Here is a 19,683-nt window from a genome sequence, read left to right as displayed (position 1 = left end):
ACAAATTGCCGCTTAGCGCGCGGCCGCAATTCGCGCTATAATCCGCCCCCTTGCTGCGATGTCTACGGAAGATCATCGTCCCCGGTGGGGCGGCCGGACTTCAAATCCGGTTGGGGCCGCCAGCGGTCCCGGGCAGGTTCGACTCCTGTGATCTTCCGCCAAAGCTTGTCTAGGCTGTTCCTGTGAAATCCATTAAAACAAGTAAAATCAGTTAGTTGCCTATCTTTCCGTCCGTATGTGTTGTCGGCCGTCCGGCGTCTCCGCCGACATCGCCACACGCGACTGACGCCGCGTTCTCAGCGGCATATCACCGTGGCGTCACAGGCCGCCAGCGTCTCCACCAGGCGGTCTTCCAGCGCTTTCACCTCCGCACCGGGCACCAGATAGTTATTGCTGATGATAGCGAACACCAGCGGCCGCCCGGTCGCCGAATCGACATAGCCGCTGAGCGACGATACCCCGGTCATGGAACCGCTCTTGGCATGGGCGCGCCCCGCCGCCGCGCTTTTCTCCATGCGGTTGCGCAGCGTGCCGCCCACCAGCAATTCTGGCTCGCCCGCGACGGGCAAGGCGTGGTACCAGTCGGCGAACCACGGCTGTTTTCTGGCCGCCAGCAGTAGCGTCGTCAGCTGCTGCGGCGTGATCTGGTTCATGCGCGACAGCCCGGAACCGTCCACCTGGCGATATGCGCCTGCCTCAATGCCCTGGTTTTGCACAAAATGGCTTATCGCCCGCAGACCACTGGCCCAATCTCCTTTGCCCTGCGTCTTGTGGCCCATTGCTTTGGTCAATATCTCGCCGTAGCCGTTGTTGGACACTTTCAGGAAGGTGACAATCAGCCGGGAGAGCGATGGCGAGGTCTTTTCGGCCAGCAGTTGTGCACCGGCGGGAGTCACTGCCTCTTCAATACCGCCGCGCAGGGTGATGCCGTGCGCGCGCAGTGCATTTTGCAATAAGGCGCCGACGACGAAGGCCGGTTGATCGACGGTCGTCAACCGCGAGCTGGTCTCCGCCTGCGCGGCGATAGTGCCGCTGACCACGATCCGGTTGCTGCCCGGCCGGCGCTCTAACGTCAGCGCGGTATCGCCGCCAGTGGTGGTGTGGTTGACCAGCGTCACCGAGTCATTGGCGGGATAGAAGCTTGCCCGTCCTGGCGCGCCGGCGCGGGCGCCCGGCAGTACATCCACCCGCACCACGTTGATATCGCCGCCGGGGGTAAAGGCGTAGTTCAGCGCTGAGATTGGCGCAGCGAAGGCGAAGGGTTCATCGTCCCAGCTCCAGCCGGCACCGAATGGCGTCTTATCGAACGCACTGGTGTCCAGTAACATCCGCCCCTGTATATGGCGGATGCCGCGCTGCGCCAGCGCCGCGGCGAAGGTATCGAGATCGTCCGGATGCAAGGTCGGGTCGCCGCTGCCCTGCAGATAGAGATCCCCCTGCAGCGTGTCGCCGCGCTGTTTGCCGGTGGTTAGCAGCCGGGTTGCAAAGCGGTAATCCGCCCCCAGTATGTCGAACGCCGCCAGAGAGGTGAACATTTTCATGTTGGAGGCCGGCACCAGTCGCCGATCCGCGTGCGCCTGATACAGCAGGTTGCCGCTGTCGGCGTCGCGTACCATCACGCCGCTCGACGCCCCGGCAAGCGCCTTGTCATGGCCGATGGCCGCCAGCGCCTGGCTGAGGGTTTGTCCATGGCGTGCGCCGGATGACGAACACCCGACCAGCGCCACGATGGCGGGCAGCAGCCAGCCTGCGGTTTTCAACATGTCATCTCCCTGTTTTGCGCTATTAAAACCCAATTGTCGCTCAGGCTATCATTGGAAGACGAAGACGTCCTGTTTTCCCTGCACGGAACAACGATCTTCGCTCGTCGATATAATAAAAAAAACAATAATAAGAACCACAAAATAATCCAGATAATAATATTTGAATGTGAACTATTTTTTGTGAAATAACCTTTAATTTAATGTTAATATTTTTAATGTGTCGTGTTGACAATAAACAAAGCCAAAGCTATCGTTACTCCCCATTAAAACCCACACTCTATTATTAATAACAGTTTAATTAGATGCATTTTGAAATGTGATCTCACTCACTAACTTCCATAGGGAATAATTCGCCATGTCTGAACAAACAGGGCCCGGTAGTCATCAAGTTATTTTTGATGGCGCGGGAATCGGTGACTTTTGTCCTGAAACGTCGCTGCTGGAAAACTTTGAAAGATTAAATATAGATATTCCCAACCTATGCCGGAAAGGGAAGTGCGGCTGTTGCAAATTACTTTTAATCAGCGGAAATGTTCGCCATGAAAAACAGAGTGCGCTGTGCGAGGAGGAGTTAGAGGATAATATTATTCTGGCCTGCTGCGCCTATTCACAATCGGATATTGAAATCGAACTTTATTAATAAGGATTGCCGATGAGCCTCATTGAAACTACGTTGAAAAAATGGGATCGCGCCGCGATTGTTCGCTCCCGTCCTCGCCGCCTTCTCAACGAACAGGACAGCCAATCAACCCTTTTCTTCCCCCTCGAACGCCTGCCGCTGTGCCTGCATCCGCAGGTTGCCGCGCTGGGTGAACAAGCGCTGCGCTATATTCAGGTACAAACCCTCTATCAATACCTGCACGGTATCGCCAACATTGAGTTGGATATCATTAATGATTCCAGCTACAAACTGTACAAAAACGCGGTCGGCGTAGACTTTCCGCTTGAAATGCGTTTAGACGCTTTGACCGTGGTAGTGGATGAGTCCTATCACGCCCTGGTGGCGCTGGATTTGATCAATCAGGTAGAGCAGATGACGTCCATCGCGCCGTTGCCGATGCCAAAAGACACCGAGGCTTCCTATGCCCTGGCGCAAGCGTTGGCAATGGGAGACGAGCGGCTGCGCGAACTGCTGCGACTGGTCTGCGTTTCTCTGTCAGAGCAGGCGCTGACGACCGATCTGATCGACGTGATCAATAATGAAGATATTTTTCCGACCTTTTATCTGGTGATGAAAGATCACGTAGCGGATGAAGGCCGTCATGCCCGCTTTTCACAGCAGGTGCTCAGCTATATCTGGCGCCACAGCGACGCGGCGACCAAACAAGCGTTGCAACAACCGATGTTGGCCTTCCTGGAAGGTTATGCAACCGACGCCATCGCCAAGGATTTCAGCGCCTGCATGTTGCGCCAGCTCGGACTCGACGAGACGGCAATTACCGACATCATCGCAGACACTTATCCAGCGACGCATGTTAAACCTTGGGAAACCAATAATATCGTCACGGAGCAAATGCTGGTGGCGTTGAATAAATCGGGTATTCTGGCCGATTTGCCTATCGCCGATGCGTTGCATGAAAAAGTCTAATTGACGGGCATAAAAACCAGGACCTTTGATATTCCGTAAGGGAAGTCATTATTCTTAGGAAACAATAATGGAATTACTTAATATAGGCTATTTTGGCGACAGCGCCTGCGGTAGTTTATTAACCGAAGAAATCCAAGAATACGGTCATCAGGTTAGCATTATTAACCTCGACCGCCGGCCAATCGAAAAATTCGATCTTATTATCAACACCAACAATAACGCTGAAATAATACGACGGCTGCAACAGCAGGGAAAAAATCTGCTGACGATCGCAACCAATAAAAAAATCATTAGCGATATTGACACCCTGCATAACCAAGAACTCTTTTCTCTGTACTTTAGCTCCGCCGGTCAGGCCGCTTATCTCTGCAGCACGCTGTCCGATACGGCCGCTGGCGTTCAACTTCCCTTGCTGCAGGATAAACTTGTCGACATTGTGGTCGAGCTGTCGCGTGGCGGCTTACCGCCGGTTCAAGAACTTCCCCACCGTCTGGCGTGCAAATACTTCGCTGAGCCCCCGGCGCGCATGCGCGAGTTGACCGCACTGCTGATGGAACGCCTTGGCGATCAGATGCAGGGACGCTGCGGCAGTGATTTCTGTCATCTCACCTGGCAACCCGGCACCGATTTCCATACGCTGCCGGTGGCGGACATCACGTCTCCGGCACAGTTACAGCATTTTTTCTTTAATGAAACCGGCGCGCTCAAACAGGGGCGCTATGCCCAGCCACGGGTGATGGTCAACGTAGCGGCCTGCGGAGACGGCACTCAGCTCACCCTATATGGCGACGACATGCGTTTCGACACGTTCACCGACTATCTTGACGCGCTGTTGGCCGAGCCGGCCGATCCCGCCGCTGCACCTATTGTTACTCAACCTCAGGTATTGCATCGCCTGAGCCAATTTAACGCAACCGACGATGCCGAACTTCTGGCGCACGACGTCATCGCCTTGTTCCGTCATGCCGCTGCCGCGCACCCGCAACAGGCCGCGCTGCATGCCGATGGTCAGACATATAGCTACGGCGAAATCGATCGCGCCTCGGATCAGTTTGCCTGTTGGCTGCTTGAATACAGCGGCGGCGCCAGCTCGGTCATCGCCGTCTCGCTGGATAAATCAGCGACGCTGCTGATCTTGCTGTTGGGGATACTGAAAAGTAATAAAACCTATGTACTGCTCGATCCGCAGGCGCCAGCGGCGCGCAATCAAAACATTCTTGACGATGTGCAGCCAGCGCTGATTCTGGCCGACTTGCCGCTGCAGTCCGGTGACGCGCCGTGTATTGCGCCATCAAGCATCGATTACCGCTCGCTGAACATCCGTGCGGAACAACTCCCCAAATCGCGGGACGCGCTGGCCTACGTCTGCTATACCTCCGGGACGACCGGCAAGCCCAAAGGCGTGATGATCGGGCGTGAGGGCCTGAGCAACGTGGCGCAAAACCACCGTGATTTCATTGGTCTGGCGCAAGGCAGCCGCGTGCTGGCCATCGCCTCGCTGGGTTTCGACGCCTTCGGCTGGGATGTCTATGGCGCGCTGGTCAGCGGCGCGACGCTTTATCTGGCGCCCTCGGAGCTGCATACCGATGTTGGCGCGTTGCACGACTATCTGACTCAACACGATATCGGCCATATCACCATTACACCGGCGATTCTGGAACTGTTGCCCCGCGAAGTTTGGCCCGGGCTGCGGACAATGATCGTCATGGGAGACGCACCTCCTGCAGACGTCGTCACCTGGTGGGCCGAGCGCACCCGACTGTGCAACGGCTATGGACCGACTGAGGCCTCGATTGCCACTTCGCTGTGCGAGTACCGTCCCGGCGTTCCCTGGAACTGCATTGGCAAACCGCTGAAAAACTACCGTTGCCACATCCTTGATCCCCACCATAATCCACTGCCGGTCGGCTTTGAGGGCGAACTGTACATCGCCGGCTGTGGTCTGGCGCACGGTTACTTGCATCAAGAGGCGCTGAGCGCAGAGAAGTTCATTATGCGGCGTCTGCCGTATATGGCGGCCGAAGAGCGCCTGTACCAAACCGGCGATATCGCCAAATGGGACGAGCAGGGCAACATTATTTTCGTCGGCCGCCGCGATCATCAGGTGAAAATACGCGGTGTACGCATTGAGATAGGTGAAGTGGAAAGCGCCATCCGCAGCCACCAACTGGTTGAAAGCGCCTGCGTGGTCGCTCGCAGTCAACCCTCGGGTAAAATCCTCGCCGCCTTCGTACAGCCTGCTTCGCCTGCGCTGACCACCGACGCGCTGCGCCACGCGTTGGTCACGCAACTCCATCCCGCAGCGATTCCCAGCGTTTTTATTTTCTTGCCGGCGCTGCCGTTGACCATCAACGGCAAGATTGCCCGTCAACAGTTGGAAAGCTGGCCGCTGGATGAACGGAATGCGCGTCTGACGCCGCCGGAAACCGAAACGGAGGCCATCCTCGAGCGCATTGTGGCCAACGCCATCGGCTGTCCGCAAGCCGACGTTACACAGGAATTCATCAATCTGGGCGCGCACTCGTTGACGATGAGCAAAATCGTCGCGCTCGTCGCACGCGATTTATGCTGCCACCTGAGCATCGCCGATCTGTTCCGCCACAATACGGTGCGCAAACTGGCCGAATATATTGAGAATAAGGCCGTTGCCGCTGAGCGCGCTATCGCGATCTGCGACGAACGTCGCGCGCCGCTCAGCCCGCAGCAGAACCTGCTCTGGTACCTGAGCGCATTGAATCCTGACGACTGTAGCTACAACCTGCCGCTGGCGATAGATATTCATGGCCCGCTTGACCTGACGCGCTTTGAGCGGGCGATCAATTTTATCTATGAAAAACATGAAAGCCTGCGCACCCGCTTCGGCGAAACCGACGGTGTTGCCTATCAGCAGGCAGAACCGCATACGCCGATTCGCCTTACCGATCACTGGGTGGACGGCCAAACGCTGCCGGCAGAAAAGTTGGCGCGTCAACTGTGCGCTACGCCTTTCGACATCACCGTTCGGCCGCCGCTGGCGCTGCGGCTGGTGCAGTATCACCAGCAGCACCATGTTTTGATTTGGGTAAAACACAACATTATTACTGACGCCTGGAGTGAACAACTGATCCTTAACGATCTGTGGCGCCGCTATAATGAGCCCGACGATCGCCATGGCTTCGAGGCGCCGCAGCCGCAGATCCAAACCATCGATATCGTCAACAGCGGCATCGCGTCACCTACGCCGGCGGATGTCGCTTACTGGCAACAGCAACTGCAAGCCTGTCGCGAACTGGACTTCCCGCTGGATAAGCCGCGCCCGCTGATGCCAACGCACGCCGGCGAACGTATCCATTATCGACTGCAGCCCGATCTCTCCCGCCTGCTGGCGTCACGGAGCAAAGCATTGGGCGCCACGCCTTTCGCCTTGCTTACCGCGGCATTAAGTTTGCTGCTAAGCCGTTATACCCAGCAGCAGGATATCGTCATCGGCACCGCCATCGCAGCGCGGGACAATCTGGATCAGGCGCAGGTCAGCGGCTTCCATGTCAATACCGTACCACTGCGTATCCGACTGAGTGAACAGGACACCCTGGCTGGACTGATCGATAACGTGATGGAAACCTGCATCGGCGCCTATCAGCATCAGCAGCTCTCCTTCGACCGCATTTTGCACCAAATCGAATACGAGCGGATGACGAACAAAAATCCGTTATTCCAGATCATGGCGATCCTGCAGAACGCCGGTGACGTATGCCAACAAAACCTGCGCGACTGTACGCTGCATCGCCTGCCACTCTCGTCCGGTTTCTCGATGTTTGATATGACCTGGAACTTCAGCGTGGAACAGGACGCCGTCGCCATCGAACTCGATTACGCCAGCGAACTGTTCTATCCCGCCAGCATGCAGATGCTGCTGGACAATTATCAGCAAACGCTGCGTCAACTGCTCACCTTGCCGGCCGATACGGCGCAGCATGCCCTCAATCCGCTGTGCGAACGGGAACAACATTGGCTGCAACAATTGGCCAGCGGCCCGGACACGGGTTCACGCGACTCGCTGCTGATGCACATTGGCCGGTTGGCGCATACCCAGCCTGAAAGCCTTGCCGTCAGCTGCGAACGGCAACGGTACAGCTACCGCCAGCTGTGGGCGCAGTCTGAATGCGTCGCGCATGCACTGCTGGACATCGACAGCCAGCCTTTCTCGGTCGGCGTCATGATGGAGAAAAGCTGCCACGTCGCCGTGCTGCTGCTCGGCGTGCTGAGAGCCGGCAAACACTATGTGCCGATTGACGTACACTACCCGGCTGACCGCGTGAGCTACATGATCGAGAACGCGCAAGCCCGGTTGCTGGTGACCGATGGTCAGCCCGAACAATGTTGGGCCAGCCCCGCCGTCGGTTTCGACTCACTGGTTTCTCGTTCTGCGACAGCCGACGCATTGTCGATCCCAGTCGACGATACGCTGGCCTACATCATGTATACCTCAGGGTCAACCGGTAACCCCAAAGGCGTGATGATCACTCACGGTAACCTGAACAATTTCACCAACGATTTCGTCGGGCGGCTGAAGCTGAATGCGCGTGATAAGGTGCTCAGTCTGACCAGCATCAGCTTCGATATTTTTGGGCTGGAGCTGTTCTGCTCGCTGGCCGGCGGCGCGCATGTAGCGCTGTGTCCACGAGAAACCGCCATGGATCCGGTCAAGCTGTATCACTTTATCGAGCGGCAGCAACCCAGTGTGATCCAAGCGACACCTACCGTCTGGAGCACTATCGTCCACCATCTGCCGGCGGCGGGCCAGCGCCCCCTGACCGTGCTATGCGGCGGTGAGAAGATGCCGGCGTCCTTGTTGACGCAATTGCGGCGCATCGCGACACGGGTGCTGCAGGTTTATGGTCCAACGGAAACCACGATCTGGTCGACCTGCGCCGATCTGACTCACGAAGGCGCAAGCGACTGCATCGGCACGCCGATCCAGTCGACCGACGTTCTGGTCATGGATCAGGCCGGCAACCCGATGCCAAGCGGCGCATTTGGTGAGCTGTGGCTGGGCGGCGCAGGGGTATCGCCGGGGTATTGGCGTAATCCGATGCTGAGCGACAAGGTCTTTCTACGACGTCAGCTGTTCGGCGCCGAGCGCTATATGTATCGCACCGGCGACATTGTGCGTTTTAATCGTCAGGGGCAGCTGGAATATCTCGGCCGGAACGATCACCAGGTCAAAATTCGCGGCCACCGCATAGAACTGAGCGAAATCGATCTCAGTCTATCGTCTATCGACAATATCGAGCGGGCACTCAGCTTAATCGTCGGTGAAGGCCAGCAGGCCCGCATCGTCAGCTATCTGCAGTTAACGCCGGGAGAAGAACTGAATGAAAAAGCGGTGCGCGCAACGCTGAAAGCCCGATTGCCGAATATCATGATTCCGTCCGGTTTTGTGGTGCTGTCGGCCTTCCCGCTCACCAACAACAACAAAATCGACATTCGTCGGCTACCTGCGCCGGAAACCGGCTACTCCGCCTCCGAAGCGGACTACACGCCTCCGGCCAACGCGGCGGAAAGCGCCATGCAGCACATCTGGCAGCAAGTATTGTCGCTGACGCAGGTCAGCGTCAGCGACAGTTTCTTCAGCCTGGGGGGGAATTCACTGCAGATCCCGCAGTTACTGCATGCCATTCGTCAGCAGATGGGCGTCTCGCTGACTATCCGCGAGTTCATCATGCACAGTCAGATCCGCGAACTCACCGCGCTGGCGCTGAGCAAAAATGCCGAGGTCGCCGATGAAACGCATTGAGGTGCACCATCGCGGACGTTGCCATCATATTGACCACCGAGAGCCGCTGCGGCTCTCGGCCAGACTGAACTTCGCCGATAACCCAACCAACCTTTATGGTGTGGCGCCCGCTGACTCGGCGCCGCTGAGTTACGGCGATGCCGTCGCCAGCGTGCGTCAGGGCGGGGCCTGCAACGCCGAGCGCATCAGTCTGGTGGCGCACTGCCACGGCACACACACTGAATGCATCGGCCATATTCTTCCCGACGCGCACAACGTGGCGGATCTGCAGCTTGAACCTTTCATTGCCGCCACCCTGATTCGCGTCGCACCGCAGCGAGCGGACACGACCACGGAGAGTTATAACGCCAGCGCTAGCTCTGAAGATTGGCTGATTACCCGGTCGGCTCTCGATGACGCGTTGACGCCGTTGTCCGGTGACTATCTGCAGGCTTTGGTGATAGGGACCAACGCGGGGAGCGAGTTCCCTGCGTCGGCCTGCGCCCCCTATTTCAGCCATCAGGCCATGGCGCGCATCGTTGAACTCGGCGTTCAGCATCTGCTGGTGGATATACCGTCGATCGACCGTTTATACGACGGCGGACGTATGGACAACCATCGCTGTTTTTGGGGGCTTGATGTCCCAGACAGGCGACAAACAGCACGCCGGCACGCCTCCGTGACCGAACTGATTCAGGTTCCTACGCATGCCGCTGCGGGGCACTATTTTCTGACCATTCAACTGCCGGATCTGGCCGGGGATGCTCTTCCCAGCCGGCCAATCCTATTTTCGTTTTCTACAGGGAAAGTGACATCATGAACTATGCCAGCTATCTGCAGCTGAACCAGCTGCTGTCACTGCAACAGCCGGCCTCGCCGTCTGACGAACACCGCAATGAAAATTTGTTTATCATCACTCATCAAACCTACGAGCTCTGGTTCAAACAGTTGATCGATGAGCTTCATCTGGCGATCGCGCTGATCGAAGAGGGGAATATACCGGCGGCTATCGAGACGATGACGCGTGTCAATGCCATTACCCAAACCGTGGTGAATCAGATTGCCGTGATTTGCACGCTGAAGTTTCATGAATTCCAGCGTTTTCGCAGCTATCTCGGCAGCGCCAGTGGTTTTCAATCCTACCAGTTCGCCGGTATAGAAGCGCTGCTTGGCAAGGCAAACCAAAAAAAATTAATGCAGTATCAAGATGATGAAGAGGCTCAGCGTCGACTGGCGGCGATCATCCAACCCGTTTCCCTATGGCAGGCGGTACGCTGTCATCTGATGCGGCTCCATGATCAGCCCAATCAGACGGCGCACAGCTTTGACGACATCGTCAGGCAATCGCTGACGCGTTCGAGCTGCGAGTCGCTGCTGCTCAATCAACTGCTGGACCTGGATTCACTGCTGCAAGAGTGGCGTTACCGCCATGTGAAACTGGTGGAGCGTACTATCGGGCAGAGGAAAGGTACCGGCGGTTCATCGGGTTCGGACTATCTGAAATCGACGCTGTTCACGCCAATCTTTGATGAATTGTGGAACGCCATCAACTGAGCGCCTTCCCTTAATGCCAGGGAAGCTCAGGCTTCCCTGGCCGCTTGAAAATACGGATTTTCGCCATGAATTGCACTAACTTTCCCGCCGCCTCCCGCGGTCTGAAACCGTTGACGCCGGGACGCCAGGGCAGTCTGCGGCTTATCGTTTTTCCCCACGCTGGCGGCGGCGCCGCGGCTTTCCAGCGCTGGAGCGCCGGGTTGCATCAGGAGATCGAACTCTATGCCGTGCAATATCCCGGTCGAGAAGAGCGGGCGCATGAAGCACCGCTTTGCCAACCTCAATCGCTCATCAATCAACTGATGCCGGTACTGCAGCCACTGCAGGATAAGCCGCTGATCTTTTTCGGCCATAGTCTTGGCGGCCGAGTTGCGCTGGCGTTAGCGATGGCGCTGCCTCAGCCGCCGCTGCAGTTGATTATTTCCGCCAGTTCATCCCCCTTTCTGGCGCGCCACAGTCAGCTACTGAGAATGCCGCGTGTTGCTTTGTTGAACGCACTCTGTGCCGGCGAGGGGCTGGATGAGTCGCTCATCGGCGATAGTGCGTTGGTAGATTACTATTTGCCGCTGATCCGCGCCGATCTGTTGCTGTCCAGCCAGCTGCTTTTTCCGGTACAGCCTGGCTATCACGCCCCGCTGGCGATGTTTTATGGTGAAAACGACGAATTGATCGATCGTCAGGATTTGCTCGACTGGCGTCGGATCGCGCAAGGTGATTTTCAGCAGCGCGCTTTTGCAGGCGGACATATGTATATCGCTACGCAACGCGACGCCGTGATAGCGGGCATTCACCAGTTGCTGGCAGGCCACCTGAGTGACCCTGCCAGCATTTAGCACTCAGGCGTTTTCACCCTCAGGCAGCGCCAGACGACGCTCGTTGCGCACGACCCGCCACGCCAACAGCAACACGCAAAGGCTGCAGAGCGACAGCACGGCGCCCAGGTGCTGCGACAGTCCGGCCAGCACCAGGCCACCGCCGAGCATCAGGTAATACATCAGACCAAGGATGGCGCCGGCCGTGCCCATACAGTCTTTATAATGGCGCAGCGCGCGCGCCAGAATATTGGGAATGGCGATGCCGTACGCCATCACTACTAGCATCATCGGCAGAACGAACCACAGACTCTTTTCCAGCAGCAACACCAGTAGGCCGCCGGTCAGCGACAAGGTGCAAGCCAGCGTCAGCAACGCAGGAAACAGCCAGTGTTTGCCGATCAGAAACTTGTTGATCGCCGCACCGATGCCGACCCCGGCCGCCAACACCAAGCCGGTATAACCGAACCACTGCGCCGGCAGTTCCAACGCCGAGAAGTGGAATGGCGCCAGTTGGTAATAGCTGAACATGCAAATATTGAACAACGCCACCAACAGCGCACTAAGCCAAATATCTCCGTCCTTAATCATCCGTCCCAGCGTGCCGAAAAATGAATTCTTCATCACCTGTTGCGGACGCGTTTCCGGTAGTTGCCAGCCGGCATAACCCAGCAACAGAGCCGCCAGCAGCGCCAAACCGCCGAACACGCCCTGATACCCCCAATAGTGAGTCAGTACTGCGCCGCTTAACACGCCAACCGCCGGGCTGATCGCCATGGCGATTCCCATCACTGAGAACACCCGCGCTAACTCATAACCATCGAAGCGATCGCGAATCGCCGTTTGCGTTCCTACCGAACCAACCGCCGCGCCAAAGGCGGCCAGCACCCGTGCCGCCAACAACACGCTGAAGCTGCCGCTGAACAGCGCGACGAGCGAAGCCAGCAGGTAGAGCGTCAGCCCGGCCAATATGGTCGGACGGCGTCCGATGACGTCGCACATCCTTCCCCATACCACGACGCCCAGCGCAAAGGCGAAAAAGTAACAAGAGAGCGTTTGCGCCGCCATTTCTGCACTCACCCGGAATCCGTGCGCAATGTGTGTTAATGCCGGGCTGTATATGGTTTCCACCACCTGGGGAAACATCATCATCGACGTCGCCAATGTCAGAGTCAGTTTACGTTGCATAACAGATCCTGTAGCCAAGAATAAGCTGCACACGGTAGCATCTGCTCCATGCTGTCAATTACAATATAAAAGACAATAAATTTACAAAATCGGACATACTATGGCGTGGCTTCAGGCACAGGACAGCTTTAATCCGGATACGCTCGACAACAGCGTGCTCGGCATCGCCGCCGAACTGGCGCAGCACGACTCGGGCACGCATTGGCACGACAAGGGGCAGTTGCTGTTCTGTCAGCAAGGCAGCATGCGTATCACGCTCAACCAAAGCATTTGCATGCTGCCGCCGGGCAGAGTCGCCTGGATCCCACCGCAAGTGGCGCATCGCGTTCAGGTCAACGGCGTAGTCGGTTACCGTTCACTTTATCTCGATGCCGATCGCTATGCCTGTCTGCCTGCGCAGCTTGCCGTACTGACAGCTTCACCGCTGCTGCGCGAGGTGTTGGAACGCATCGCACTCGCCGCATTCGACACCGACTGGCGGCATGGGGCTTACGCCAATATTCTGGCGGTCTGCCTGGACGAGATCGCCGCCGCGCCGCGCGAACTGACGTTGCTGCCGCTGCCCAGCGACCGGCGTCTGCGTCATCTGGCCGACCTGGATATGCTTCCGCCGCTGCATCAGCTATCGCGCTATAGCGGCGCTTCCGAGAAAACCATCAGCCGGATTTTCCGCCGTGAAACCGGTCTCAGTTACCAACAGTGGCGTCAGCAATGGCGCCTGATTAAAGCGATAGAGATGCTGGCCGCAGGGCTCAACCAATCCGAGGTCGCCGGCCGGCTGGCGTTTTCCAGCGACAGCGCCTTCGCTACTTTTTTCAAGAGCATGGTGGGCTGCCCCCCGAGGGCGTATATGAAGAGAAGAAAGTAAGGTGCCGGCTAAAACAGCAACGCTGACAGAAAACGTTGAGGGCGAAGCGCATGTATTACCCGGTGTGAATTCAAAGCGCGATAGTGTCATGATTTCGCACCAGAGAATGGCCAGGAATTGCTTTTGCGCATGCTTGGGAGCATTGAGAAATGCCAAGCAGGATGAATAAAAATCTGGCAATAGCTCTCGGGATATGAGCTCAACACAGCAAATTGCCGGAAAAACCTTTCCCTTTTCGATGGCGCTCCACGCCTGTCCCAGCATCCAGTTCCATTCGTAAACAGTATGACACCGGCGACAAAGGTTATGCGATATTTGATAAATCAGCAGCATAACGAGGGTTTGCAGCTTGCGACCGGCAATCAGCTCCGCATGTTCAATGCGTTGAGAGCCTCTCGGCATGAGCGCGACCTGCCGGCTAACCGACCGATTTTTCCAGGCGTCAGTCGGTTTTTCTTACGCCGTCGTCGTGCTTATCGCTCAGAAAAATTGTTTAAATATGGGAAGTACTCCACACCGAGAGGCTTGCAAAGATCGGCGTTTTACGACAGGTTACATAAGTGTTAATTAGTTACGTAAAGTAACTATGTCACCTGATAAAAAAATAACTCTCACGCTCGACGGCACAGCCCGGTGTTAGGCAGGTGAACTGCCAATGTTACCAGGGTATCAACGAAGGAGTTGGATTGCATGAATGAACTTGTCAATGCCGTCAACGGCGTGATCTGGAGCCAGGCGCTCATTTATCTCTGTTTGGGCACCGGCCTGTACTTTTCTTTACGTACCCGATTTTTGCAACTGCGTCACCTGAAGGGGATGGTGCGTCTGATCTTCCAGGGGAAAGCGAATGCCGCCGGGGTCTCTTCTTTCCAGGCGTTATCCATGACGCTGGCCGGACGGGTAGGCACCGGTAATATTGCCGGGGTAGCCACCGCCATCACCTTCGGTGGCCCGGGGGCCTTGTTCTGGATGTGGACGGTCGCGTTTCTCGGCGCCAGTTCAGCCTTTGTGGAATCGACGTTAGGCCAGGTTTATAAAGAGAAGCTGGATGGCGAGTATCGCGGCGGCCCGGCCTTCTATATCGAAAAAGGGCTGGGCATGAAGTGGTATGCCTGGATTTTTGCCATCGCCACCATCTTCTCCTGCGGCGTGTTATTGCCGGGCGTGCAGGCCAATTCCATCGGCGCCAGCCTGGATATCGCGTTCGGCATCAGCCCGAACGTGACGGCGGCGATCATCGCCGTGCTGCTGGGGTTCATCATCTTCGGCGGCGTGAAGCGCATTGCGAGCTTCGCCGGTACCGTGGTGCCGTTTATGGCGCTCGGCTACATCATCGTGGCCTGCGTGATCGTGGCGCTCAATATTGACCAACTGCCCGGCGTCATTTTGCTGGTCTGGAAGAGTGCATTCGGCCTTGATGCCGGCTTTGGCGCTATTTTAGGGCTGGCGATCATGTGGGGCGTGAAGCGCGGGGTGTATTCCAACGAAGCCGCGCAGGGAACAGGCCCGCACGCGTCTTCCGCCGCCGCCGTCAGCCACCCGGCCAAGCAGGGGCTGGTGCAGGCGTTTTCGGTTTATATCGACACCTTGTTCGTGTGCTCCGCCACCGGGTTCATGCTGTTGATTACCGGGCTGTACAACGTTCAGGGGCCGGAGGGGGCCGCCCTCTATACGGGGATTGCCGGCGTTGCCGCCGGCCCCGGCTATGTGCAAACCGCGATGGAAAGCATGATGCCGGGCTTTGGCAGTTACTTCGTCGCCATCGCGCTGTTCTTCTTTGCCTTCACCACCATCGTGGCTTACTACTACATCGCGGAAACCAACGTCGCTTACCTCAACCGTAAAATACATCGTCCATGGCTCACCCTGGTGCTGAAAATCGGGCTGATGGCATCGGCCGTCTACGGCACGGTGAAAACGGCGGATCTGGCATGGGGGATGGGGGACATTGGCGTGGGGCTGATGGCCTGGCTGAACATCATCGCCATTTTGCTGCTGCGCAAGACGGCGTTCACCTGTCTGAAGGATTATGAGAAGCAACTGGCTGAAGGCGTCGATCCCGTGTTCCATCCGGAGAAGCTGGGCATTGAGCGGGCGGACTACTGGATTAACAACCGCGCTGAGGTAAACCAGATCCGTGAGTCGACAGGCAACATTAATGAGAATGCAGGTTCTTCCAGCTAGCGCATCATAAGGACAAGAGTTGCTGATGATGTCCCGATAAACCGGCGCAGACCGGTTTATCGGCCTGCGGTTCAGTTCGATTTATTCAACAACCCACCCTATCTCCCGCAGCCACAGGCAGCGGGAGATAGGGTCAACGCATGGGCGCCGGCGCGGGACATTTTTCGCCGGCCAGAGCGCGCATCCTTTCCTTACCATAAAGCCTAAAATTGTTCGTTAAAACCCGGCCAGCACGATTTTGCCGCGCGCTTTGCCGCTTTCGATCAGGGCATGCGCTTTGCGCAGGTTGTCTGCGGTGATCGGCCCGTAGTGATCGCCCAGCGTCGAGCGCAGGGTGCCGTCGTCGATCAGGCGGCTGACGTTTTGCAAAATCTCGTGCTGGCGTTGCATATCGGCGGTCTCGAAGATGGCGCGGGTAAACATCAGTTCCCAGTGCAGTGAGATAGCCTTGCGTTTGAGCGGCATCACGTCGAGGGTCTGCGGATCGTCGATAACGCCCATTTTCCCCTGCGGCTCCAGCGCTTCGATAATCTGGCCGAAGTGTTTATCGGTGTGGGTCAGGCTGGCGACATAGCGCACCTGATCGATACCGATTTTTTTCAGTTCCTCCGTCAACGGCCGGCTGTGGTCAATGACGTGGTGCGCGCCGAGTGATTTCACCCATTCGGCGGTTTCCGGCCGCGAGGCGGTGCCAATCACCGTCAGCCCGGTCAGCTTGCGCGCCAGCTGGGTCATGATGGAACCGACGCCGCCGCCGGCGCCGACGATCAGCAGCGCCGCGTCTTCGTCTGGCTTCACTTCCAGCCGGTCAAACAGCAGTTCCCAGGCGGTCAGCGAGGTTAACGGCAGCGCCGCCGCGTCGGCATCGCTCAGCGACTGCGGCTTGCGGCCGGCGATGCGCTCGTCCACCAGACCATACTCGGCATAAGCGCCGGGGCGCACGATGGAGCCGGCGTAAAACACCTCGTCGCCCGGTTTAAACAGGCTGACCTCTGCCCCGACGGCTTCCACTTCGCCGACGGCGTCCCAGCCCAGGATGCGCGGCGCATCGGTCGGCGCACCGTTACGTACCTTGGTATCCACCGGATTGACGGAGATGGCGCGGATTTTTACCAGCAGATCGCGCGGGCCGGGCTGCGGCTTGGGCAGCTCGGTTTCATACAGCGACTGCGGGTCGGCGATGGGTAAACCGTTCTGGCTGTAAACAATGGCTTTCATCATGCGGTTCCTTATTAATACGGCGAAGAATACCCACATGCTAAACGCTGGCCGGCTGGCGAAAAATGCCGAATAAAGAGCAGGACTTTCACTCCTGCAGTGAAAATCATTTACAGTTATAGCGTCAGATTTCAAATAATGAGGATAGATGATGATTCGTCTGGAGGACGTGACGCTGTTTGTCCGCTCCGCCGCGCTGGGCAGTTTTTCCAACGCCGCCAGGGAAGCGGGCCTGCTGCCCGGCCAGGTGAGCGCGGCGGTGCAGCGCCTGGAACGGGATCTGGATAAGCGGCTGTTTGCCCGTTCCACCCGCAGCCTGCGCCTGACGGCGGAAGGGGAAAAATATCTGCCCTACGCGCTGGAGATGCTGGCGATCGTGCAGGCGGGGGCGGAAAGTCTGCACAATACGGATCATGAATTCAGCGGCGAGCTGAAAATCGCCGTGCCTTCTGACACCGGCCGCAATCTGCTGCTGCCGCTGCTCAATGCCTTCTGTCGGCAACACCCGAAGCTGGCGCTGCGCCTGTCGGTCTCCGATCAGGTAAGCGATGTGTTCCGCGATCCGGTGGACGTGGCGATTCGCTACGGCGTGCTGAACGACAGCAGCTATGTGGCGCTGCCGCTGGCGGACAATAACCGGCGGGTGCTGGCCGCCTCGCCGGACTATCTGGCGCGCCACGGCCGGCCTGAGACGCTGGACGCGCTGGCGGATCATCACTGTATTTTGTTCACCATCAACGGTCACGCCTGGGACCGCTGGCCGTTTTATCCCGAGGAGGGGAGCCGGGAGCTGAAGGTTTACGGGCGGCTGATCAGCGATGATGCCGACGTTGCCCGGCGTTGGGCGGTGGACGGCATGGGCATTGTCTATAAGTCGTGGATCGATCTCTATCCGGATATCGCCGCCGGCAGGCTGGAAGTGTTGCTGCCGCAGATCCCGGGCCAGGCGGCTCCGCTTAACTTTATCTGCCCGCACCGGCGCCAGTTTTCGCCGGCGATTCGCGAACTGTACCGGCAGCTGCATCAGGCGCTGAGCGATATCGCCGGGCGACGGTAGCCGCGCCGATATGAAGGTCTTCCCCCGTTGCGAATGGCGTCTGTTTCCCTTAAGGCGTCATTTTATAGGTTTTTTCTTATTCATATTACGGATGATAAATCCTAATCTACTACTCATAAAGTATATATAACCGCCCGGCTCTACAGCATTAATCTTACTGCGGCAGGTTATTGAATCGCTGTTTCCATTCAATTTCTGCGCACTTAAAAATCAATTTATTTTAAATATTAATTGATTATTTAAATAATACCCTAAGTAATAATCTTTTATTTTGTCGTGGATTGATCGTTTTCAGCGATCAATCAGATCACATTGATCTGCACAACCAATTATCTTTGCGCTTTTTACACGGTTAAGATCGGAGCGGATCGCCGCTGTAGGGCTTTGCCGCTATTTTTTTGCTGACGATCCTTCCCGGCGTGCCGGCATCGTTGTTTATTCGGTGTTAATTTTTCTTGTGTATTCGCTCTTTCGACATAGGTGCGAAAGTAAAGCCCGTGGCATTTTTCCTGAGACGACGAATTATGAGCAGTCACCCCCACGCCGTATTTAACTCTCCTCATAAGGCGTTATTGCCCGATAGTCGTCTCCCCAATGTTTTATTACACCGTGAACGGGTGCAGCGCATATTGGTGATTAAACTGCGGCACTTTGGCGACGTATTACTGACGACGCCGCTGCTCAGTACGCTGCGGGCGAATTATCCCAACGCGCTGATTGATGTGCTGGTGTATGACGGTACCGAGGCCATGCTGGCCGGCAACCGCGATGTCTATCTGGCCTATACCGTGGACCGCAGCCTCAAACATCAGGGGCTGAAGGCGCAATACCGTGGCGAGTACGCGCTGTGGAACAGTTTGCGCACCGGGCATTATGATTTGGTCATCAACCTCTCCGATCAGTGGCGTGCGGCGCTGTACTGCCGCTTCCTCAAACCTACTTTCAGCCTTGGGTTCACCTATCCGAAGCGTAATAACCGGTTGTGGCGGCGTTGTCATTCTCTGTTGGTCGATACCGAGGGGCATGAGCGGCAACATACCGTGCTCAATAACCTCAGCATTTTGGCGCCGCTGGCGCTGCCGACGCAGGTCACGCGCGTGACGCAATCCTGGCGACAGTGCGATATCGATGACGTGGAGCGGCTTGGCCGCCATTATCGGCTCAGGAATTTTGTCCTGATCCAACCGGCGGCGCGCTGGGCGTTCAAAACCTGGACGGCGGCCGGCTTCAGCGAGGTGATCAATCACCTGACCGCCAGAGGGGAGACGGTGGTGCTCACCGGCGGGCGCTCGGCCGAAGAGGCGGCGATGATCGACGCCATTCTGGCCGGCTGCATCTCGCCGCAGCGGGTGATTAATCTGGCGGGGCGGCTGGACTTGCCGGAACTGGCGCTACTGATTTCCCGCGCCAGGCTGTTTATCGGCGTGGATTCGGTGCCGATGCATATGGCCGCCGCGCTGCAGACGCCGTCCGTGGTGCTGTTCGGCCCCAGCAATCTGGCGCAGTGGGCGCCGTGGCAGGCATCGCACACGCTGCTGTGGGCCGGTGATTACCGGCCGCTGCCGCCGCCGGAAGCGGTGGACACCGCGACGGCGGAACGCTATCTGGCCGCGATCCCGCCCGGCGATGTGATACGGGCGGTCGACCGGCGTTTGGCGTCGTCGGATGCGCCCGCTTCTGTGGGTTGATGACGCTG

13 protein-coding genes and 1 tRNA gene are annotated in these 19,683 nt (G+C 57.3%); 11 read left to right on the top strand and 3 right to left on the bottom strand.

The features are described from left to right. Positions 1-66: 66 nt before the first annotated feature. Positions 67-161 (top strand) — tRNA-Sec (locus tag FO014_RS09490). A 135-nt stretch (positions 162-296) separates the two neighbouring features. Here the strand turns inward: FO014_RS09490 and dacB are convergent. Further along, a complete protein-coding gene (dacB, locus tag FO014_RS09485; RefSeq protein WP_160029230.1) occupies positions 297-1,763 on the bottom strand; it encodes a D-alanyl-D-alanine carboxypeptidase/D-alanyl-D-alanine endopeptidase in 1,467 nt (488 codons plus the stop codon). A gap of 355 nt (positions 1,764-2,118) precedes the next feature. Here dacB and FO014_RS09480 point away from each other — a divergent pair, with 355 nt between their 5' ends. From FO014_RS09480 to FO014_RS09455, 6 genes are all read left to right on the top strand, one after another. Then, positions 2,119-2,403 carry a 2Fe-2S iron-sulfur cluster-binding protein gene (locus FO014_RS09480; protein WP_160029228.1) on the top strand — a complete coding sequence of 95 codons (285 nt, stop codon included), beginning with the start codon at positions 2,119-2,121 and terminating at the stop codon, positions 2,401-2,403. A gap of 12 nt (positions 2,404-2,415) precedes the next feature. Beyond that, positions 2,416-3,351 carry a diiron oxygenase gene (locus FO014_RS09475; protein WP_160029226.1) on the top strand — a complete coding sequence of 312 codons (936 nt, stop codon included), beginning with the start codon at positions 2,416-2,418 and terminating at the stop codon, positions 3,349-3,351. Positions 3,352-3,418: 67 nt separating this feature from the next. Next, positions 3,419-9,127 carry a non-ribosomal peptide synthetase gene (locus FO014_RS09470; protein WP_160029224.1) on the top strand — a complete coding sequence of 1,903 codons (5,709 nt, stop codon included), beginning with the start codon at positions 3,419-3,421 and terminating at the stop codon, positions 9,125-9,127. Next, positions 9,114-9,926, top strand: coding sequence for a cyclase family protein (locus tag FO014_RS09465; protein ID WP_160029222.1), 813 nt, complete (start codon positions 9,114-9,116; stop codon positions 9,924-9,926). The genes FO014_RS09470 and FO014_RS09465 overlap by 14 nt, the downstream gene beginning before the upstream one ends. Continuing rightward, the gene (locus FO014_RS09460) at positions 9,923-10,660 is read left to right on the top strand and encodes a tryptophan 2,3-dioxygenase family protein (RefSeq protein WP_061321754.1); all 738 of its coding nucleotides are present in this window, start codon (positions 9,923-9,925) and stop codon (positions 10,658-10,660) included. The genes FO014_RS09465 and FO014_RS09460 overlap by 4 nt, the downstream gene beginning before the upstream one ends. A gap of 65 nt (positions 10,661-10,725) precedes the next feature. Then, positions 10,726-11,493: a thioesterase II family protein gene (locus tag FO014_RS09455; RefSeq protein WP_160029220.1), complete on the top strand. Its 768-nt coding sequence runs from the start codon at positions 10,726-10,728 to the stop codon at positions 11,491-11,493. Between the two features lie 3 nt (positions 11,494-11,496). On the opposite strand, the gene FO014_RS09450 is transcribed toward FO014_RS09455, so the two are convergent. Continuing rightward, a complete protein-coding gene (locus tag FO014_RS09450) occupies positions 11,497-12,660 on the bottom strand; it encodes a multidrug effflux MFS transporter (protein WP_128144051.1) in 1,164 nt (387 codons plus the stop codon). A 100-nt stretch (positions 12,661-12,760) separates the two neighbouring features. Between FO014_RS09450 and FO014_RS09445 the strand changes: the two genes are divergently transcribed. Both FO014_RS09445 and FO014_RS09440 read left to right on the top strand, forming a co-directional pair. Beyond that, entirely contained in the window at positions 12,761-13,528 is a 768-nt protein-coding gene (locus FO014_RS09445; protein WP_160029218.1) for an AraC family transcriptional regulator, read from the top strand. Positions 13,529-14,218: 690 nt separating this feature from the next. Next, positions 14,219-15,712, top strand: a complete 1,494-nt coding sequence (locus FO014_RS09440) for an alanine/glycine:cation symporter family protein (RefSeq protein WP_160029216.1) — start codon at positions 14,219-14,221, stop codon at positions 15,710-15,712. 216 nt (positions 15,713-15,928) lie between these two features. On the opposite strand, the gene FO014_RS09435 is transcribed toward FO014_RS09440, so the two are convergent. After that, a complete protein-coding gene (locus FO014_RS09435; RefSeq protein WP_160031388.1) occupies positions 15,929-16,930 on the bottom strand; it encodes a zinc-binding alcohol dehydrogenase family protein in 1,002 nt (333 codons plus the stop codon). A gap of 151 nt (positions 16,931-17,081) precedes the next feature. Between FO014_RS09435 and FO014_RS09430 the strand changes: the two genes are divergently transcribed. Both FO014_RS09430 and rfaQ read left to right on the top strand, forming a co-directional pair. Next, entirely contained in the window at positions 17,082-17,987 is a 906-nt protein-coding gene (locus FO014_RS09430; RefSeq protein WP_160031389.1) for a LysR family transcriptional regulator, read from the top strand. Positions 17,988-18,511: 524 nt separating this feature from the next. Beyond that, positions 18,512-19,675, top strand: a complete 1,164-nt coding sequence (gene rfaQ / locus FO014_RS09425) for a putative lipopolysaccharide heptosyltransferase III (RefSeq protein WP_160029214.1) — start codon at positions 18,512-18,514, stop codon at positions 19,673-19,675. Positions 19,676-19,683 lie beyond the last annotated feature (8 nt).

The sequence above is a fragment of the Serratia rhizosphaerae genome (assembly GCF_009817885.1).
Classification (GTDB): Bacteria; Pseudomonadota; Gammaproteobacteria; order Enterobacterales; family Enterobacteriaceae; genus Serratia_B; species Serratia_B rhizosphaerae.
The sequence above is the reverse complement of the archived record's forward strand: the minus strand, read 5'-3'. Positions and strand labels throughout refer to the sequence as shown.

Excerpts from the sequence above, each read along its gene's own strand:
- FO014_RS09450 (WP_128144051.1), bottom strand. The coding sequence starts at position 12,660 with ATGCAACGTAAACTGACTCTGACATTGGCGACGTCGATGATGATGTTT.
- FO014_RS09465 (WP_160029222.1), top strand. The coding sequence starts at position 9,114 with ATGAAACGCATTGAGGTGCACCATCGCGGACGTTGCCATCATATTGAC.
- FO014_RS09440 (WP_160029216.1), top strand. The coding sequence starts at position 14,219 with ATGAATGAACTTGTCAATGCCGTCAACGGCGTGATCTGGAGCCAGGCG.
- rfaQ (WP_160029214.1), top strand. The coding sequence starts at position 18,512 with ATGAGCAGTCACCCCCACGCCGTATTTAACTCTCCTCATAAGGCGTTA.
- dacB (WP_160029230.1), bottom strand. The coding sequence starts at position 1,763 with ATGTTGAAAACCGCAGGCTGGCTGCTGCCCGCCATCGTGGCGCTGGTC.
- FO014_RS09475 (WP_160029226.1), top strand. The coding sequence starts at position 2,416 with ATGAGCCTCATTGAAACTACGTTGAAAAAATGGGATCGCGCCGCGATT.
- FO014_RS09470 (WP_160029224.1), top strand. The coding sequence starts at position 3,419 with ATGGAATTACTTAATATAGGCTATTTTGGCGACAGCGCCTGCGGTAGT.
- FO014_RS09455 (WP_160029220.1), top strand. The coding sequence starts at position 10,726 with ATGAATTGCACTAACTTTCCCGCCGCCTCCCGCGGTCTGAAACCGTTG.
- FO014_RS09435 (WP_160031388.1), bottom strand. The coding sequence starts at position 16,930 with ATGAAAGCCATTGTTTACAGCCAGAACGGTTTACCCATCGCCGACCCG.
- FO014_RS09480 (WP_160029228.1), top strand. The coding sequence starts at position 2,119 with ATGTCTGAACAAACAGGGCCCGGTAGTCATCAAGTTATTTTTGATGGC.
- FO014_RS09445 (WP_160029218.1), top strand. The coding sequence starts at position 12,761 with ATGGCGTGGCTTCAGGCACAGGACAGCTTTAATCCGGATACGCTCGAC.
- FO014_RS09430 (WP_160031389.1), top strand. The coding sequence starts at position 17,082 with ATGATTCGTCTGGAGGACGTGACGCTGTTTGTCCGCTCCGCCGCGCTG.
- FO014_RS09460 (WP_061321754.1), top strand. The coding sequence starts at position 9,923 with ATGAACTATGCCAGCTATCTGCAGCTGAACCAGCTGCTGTCACTGCAA.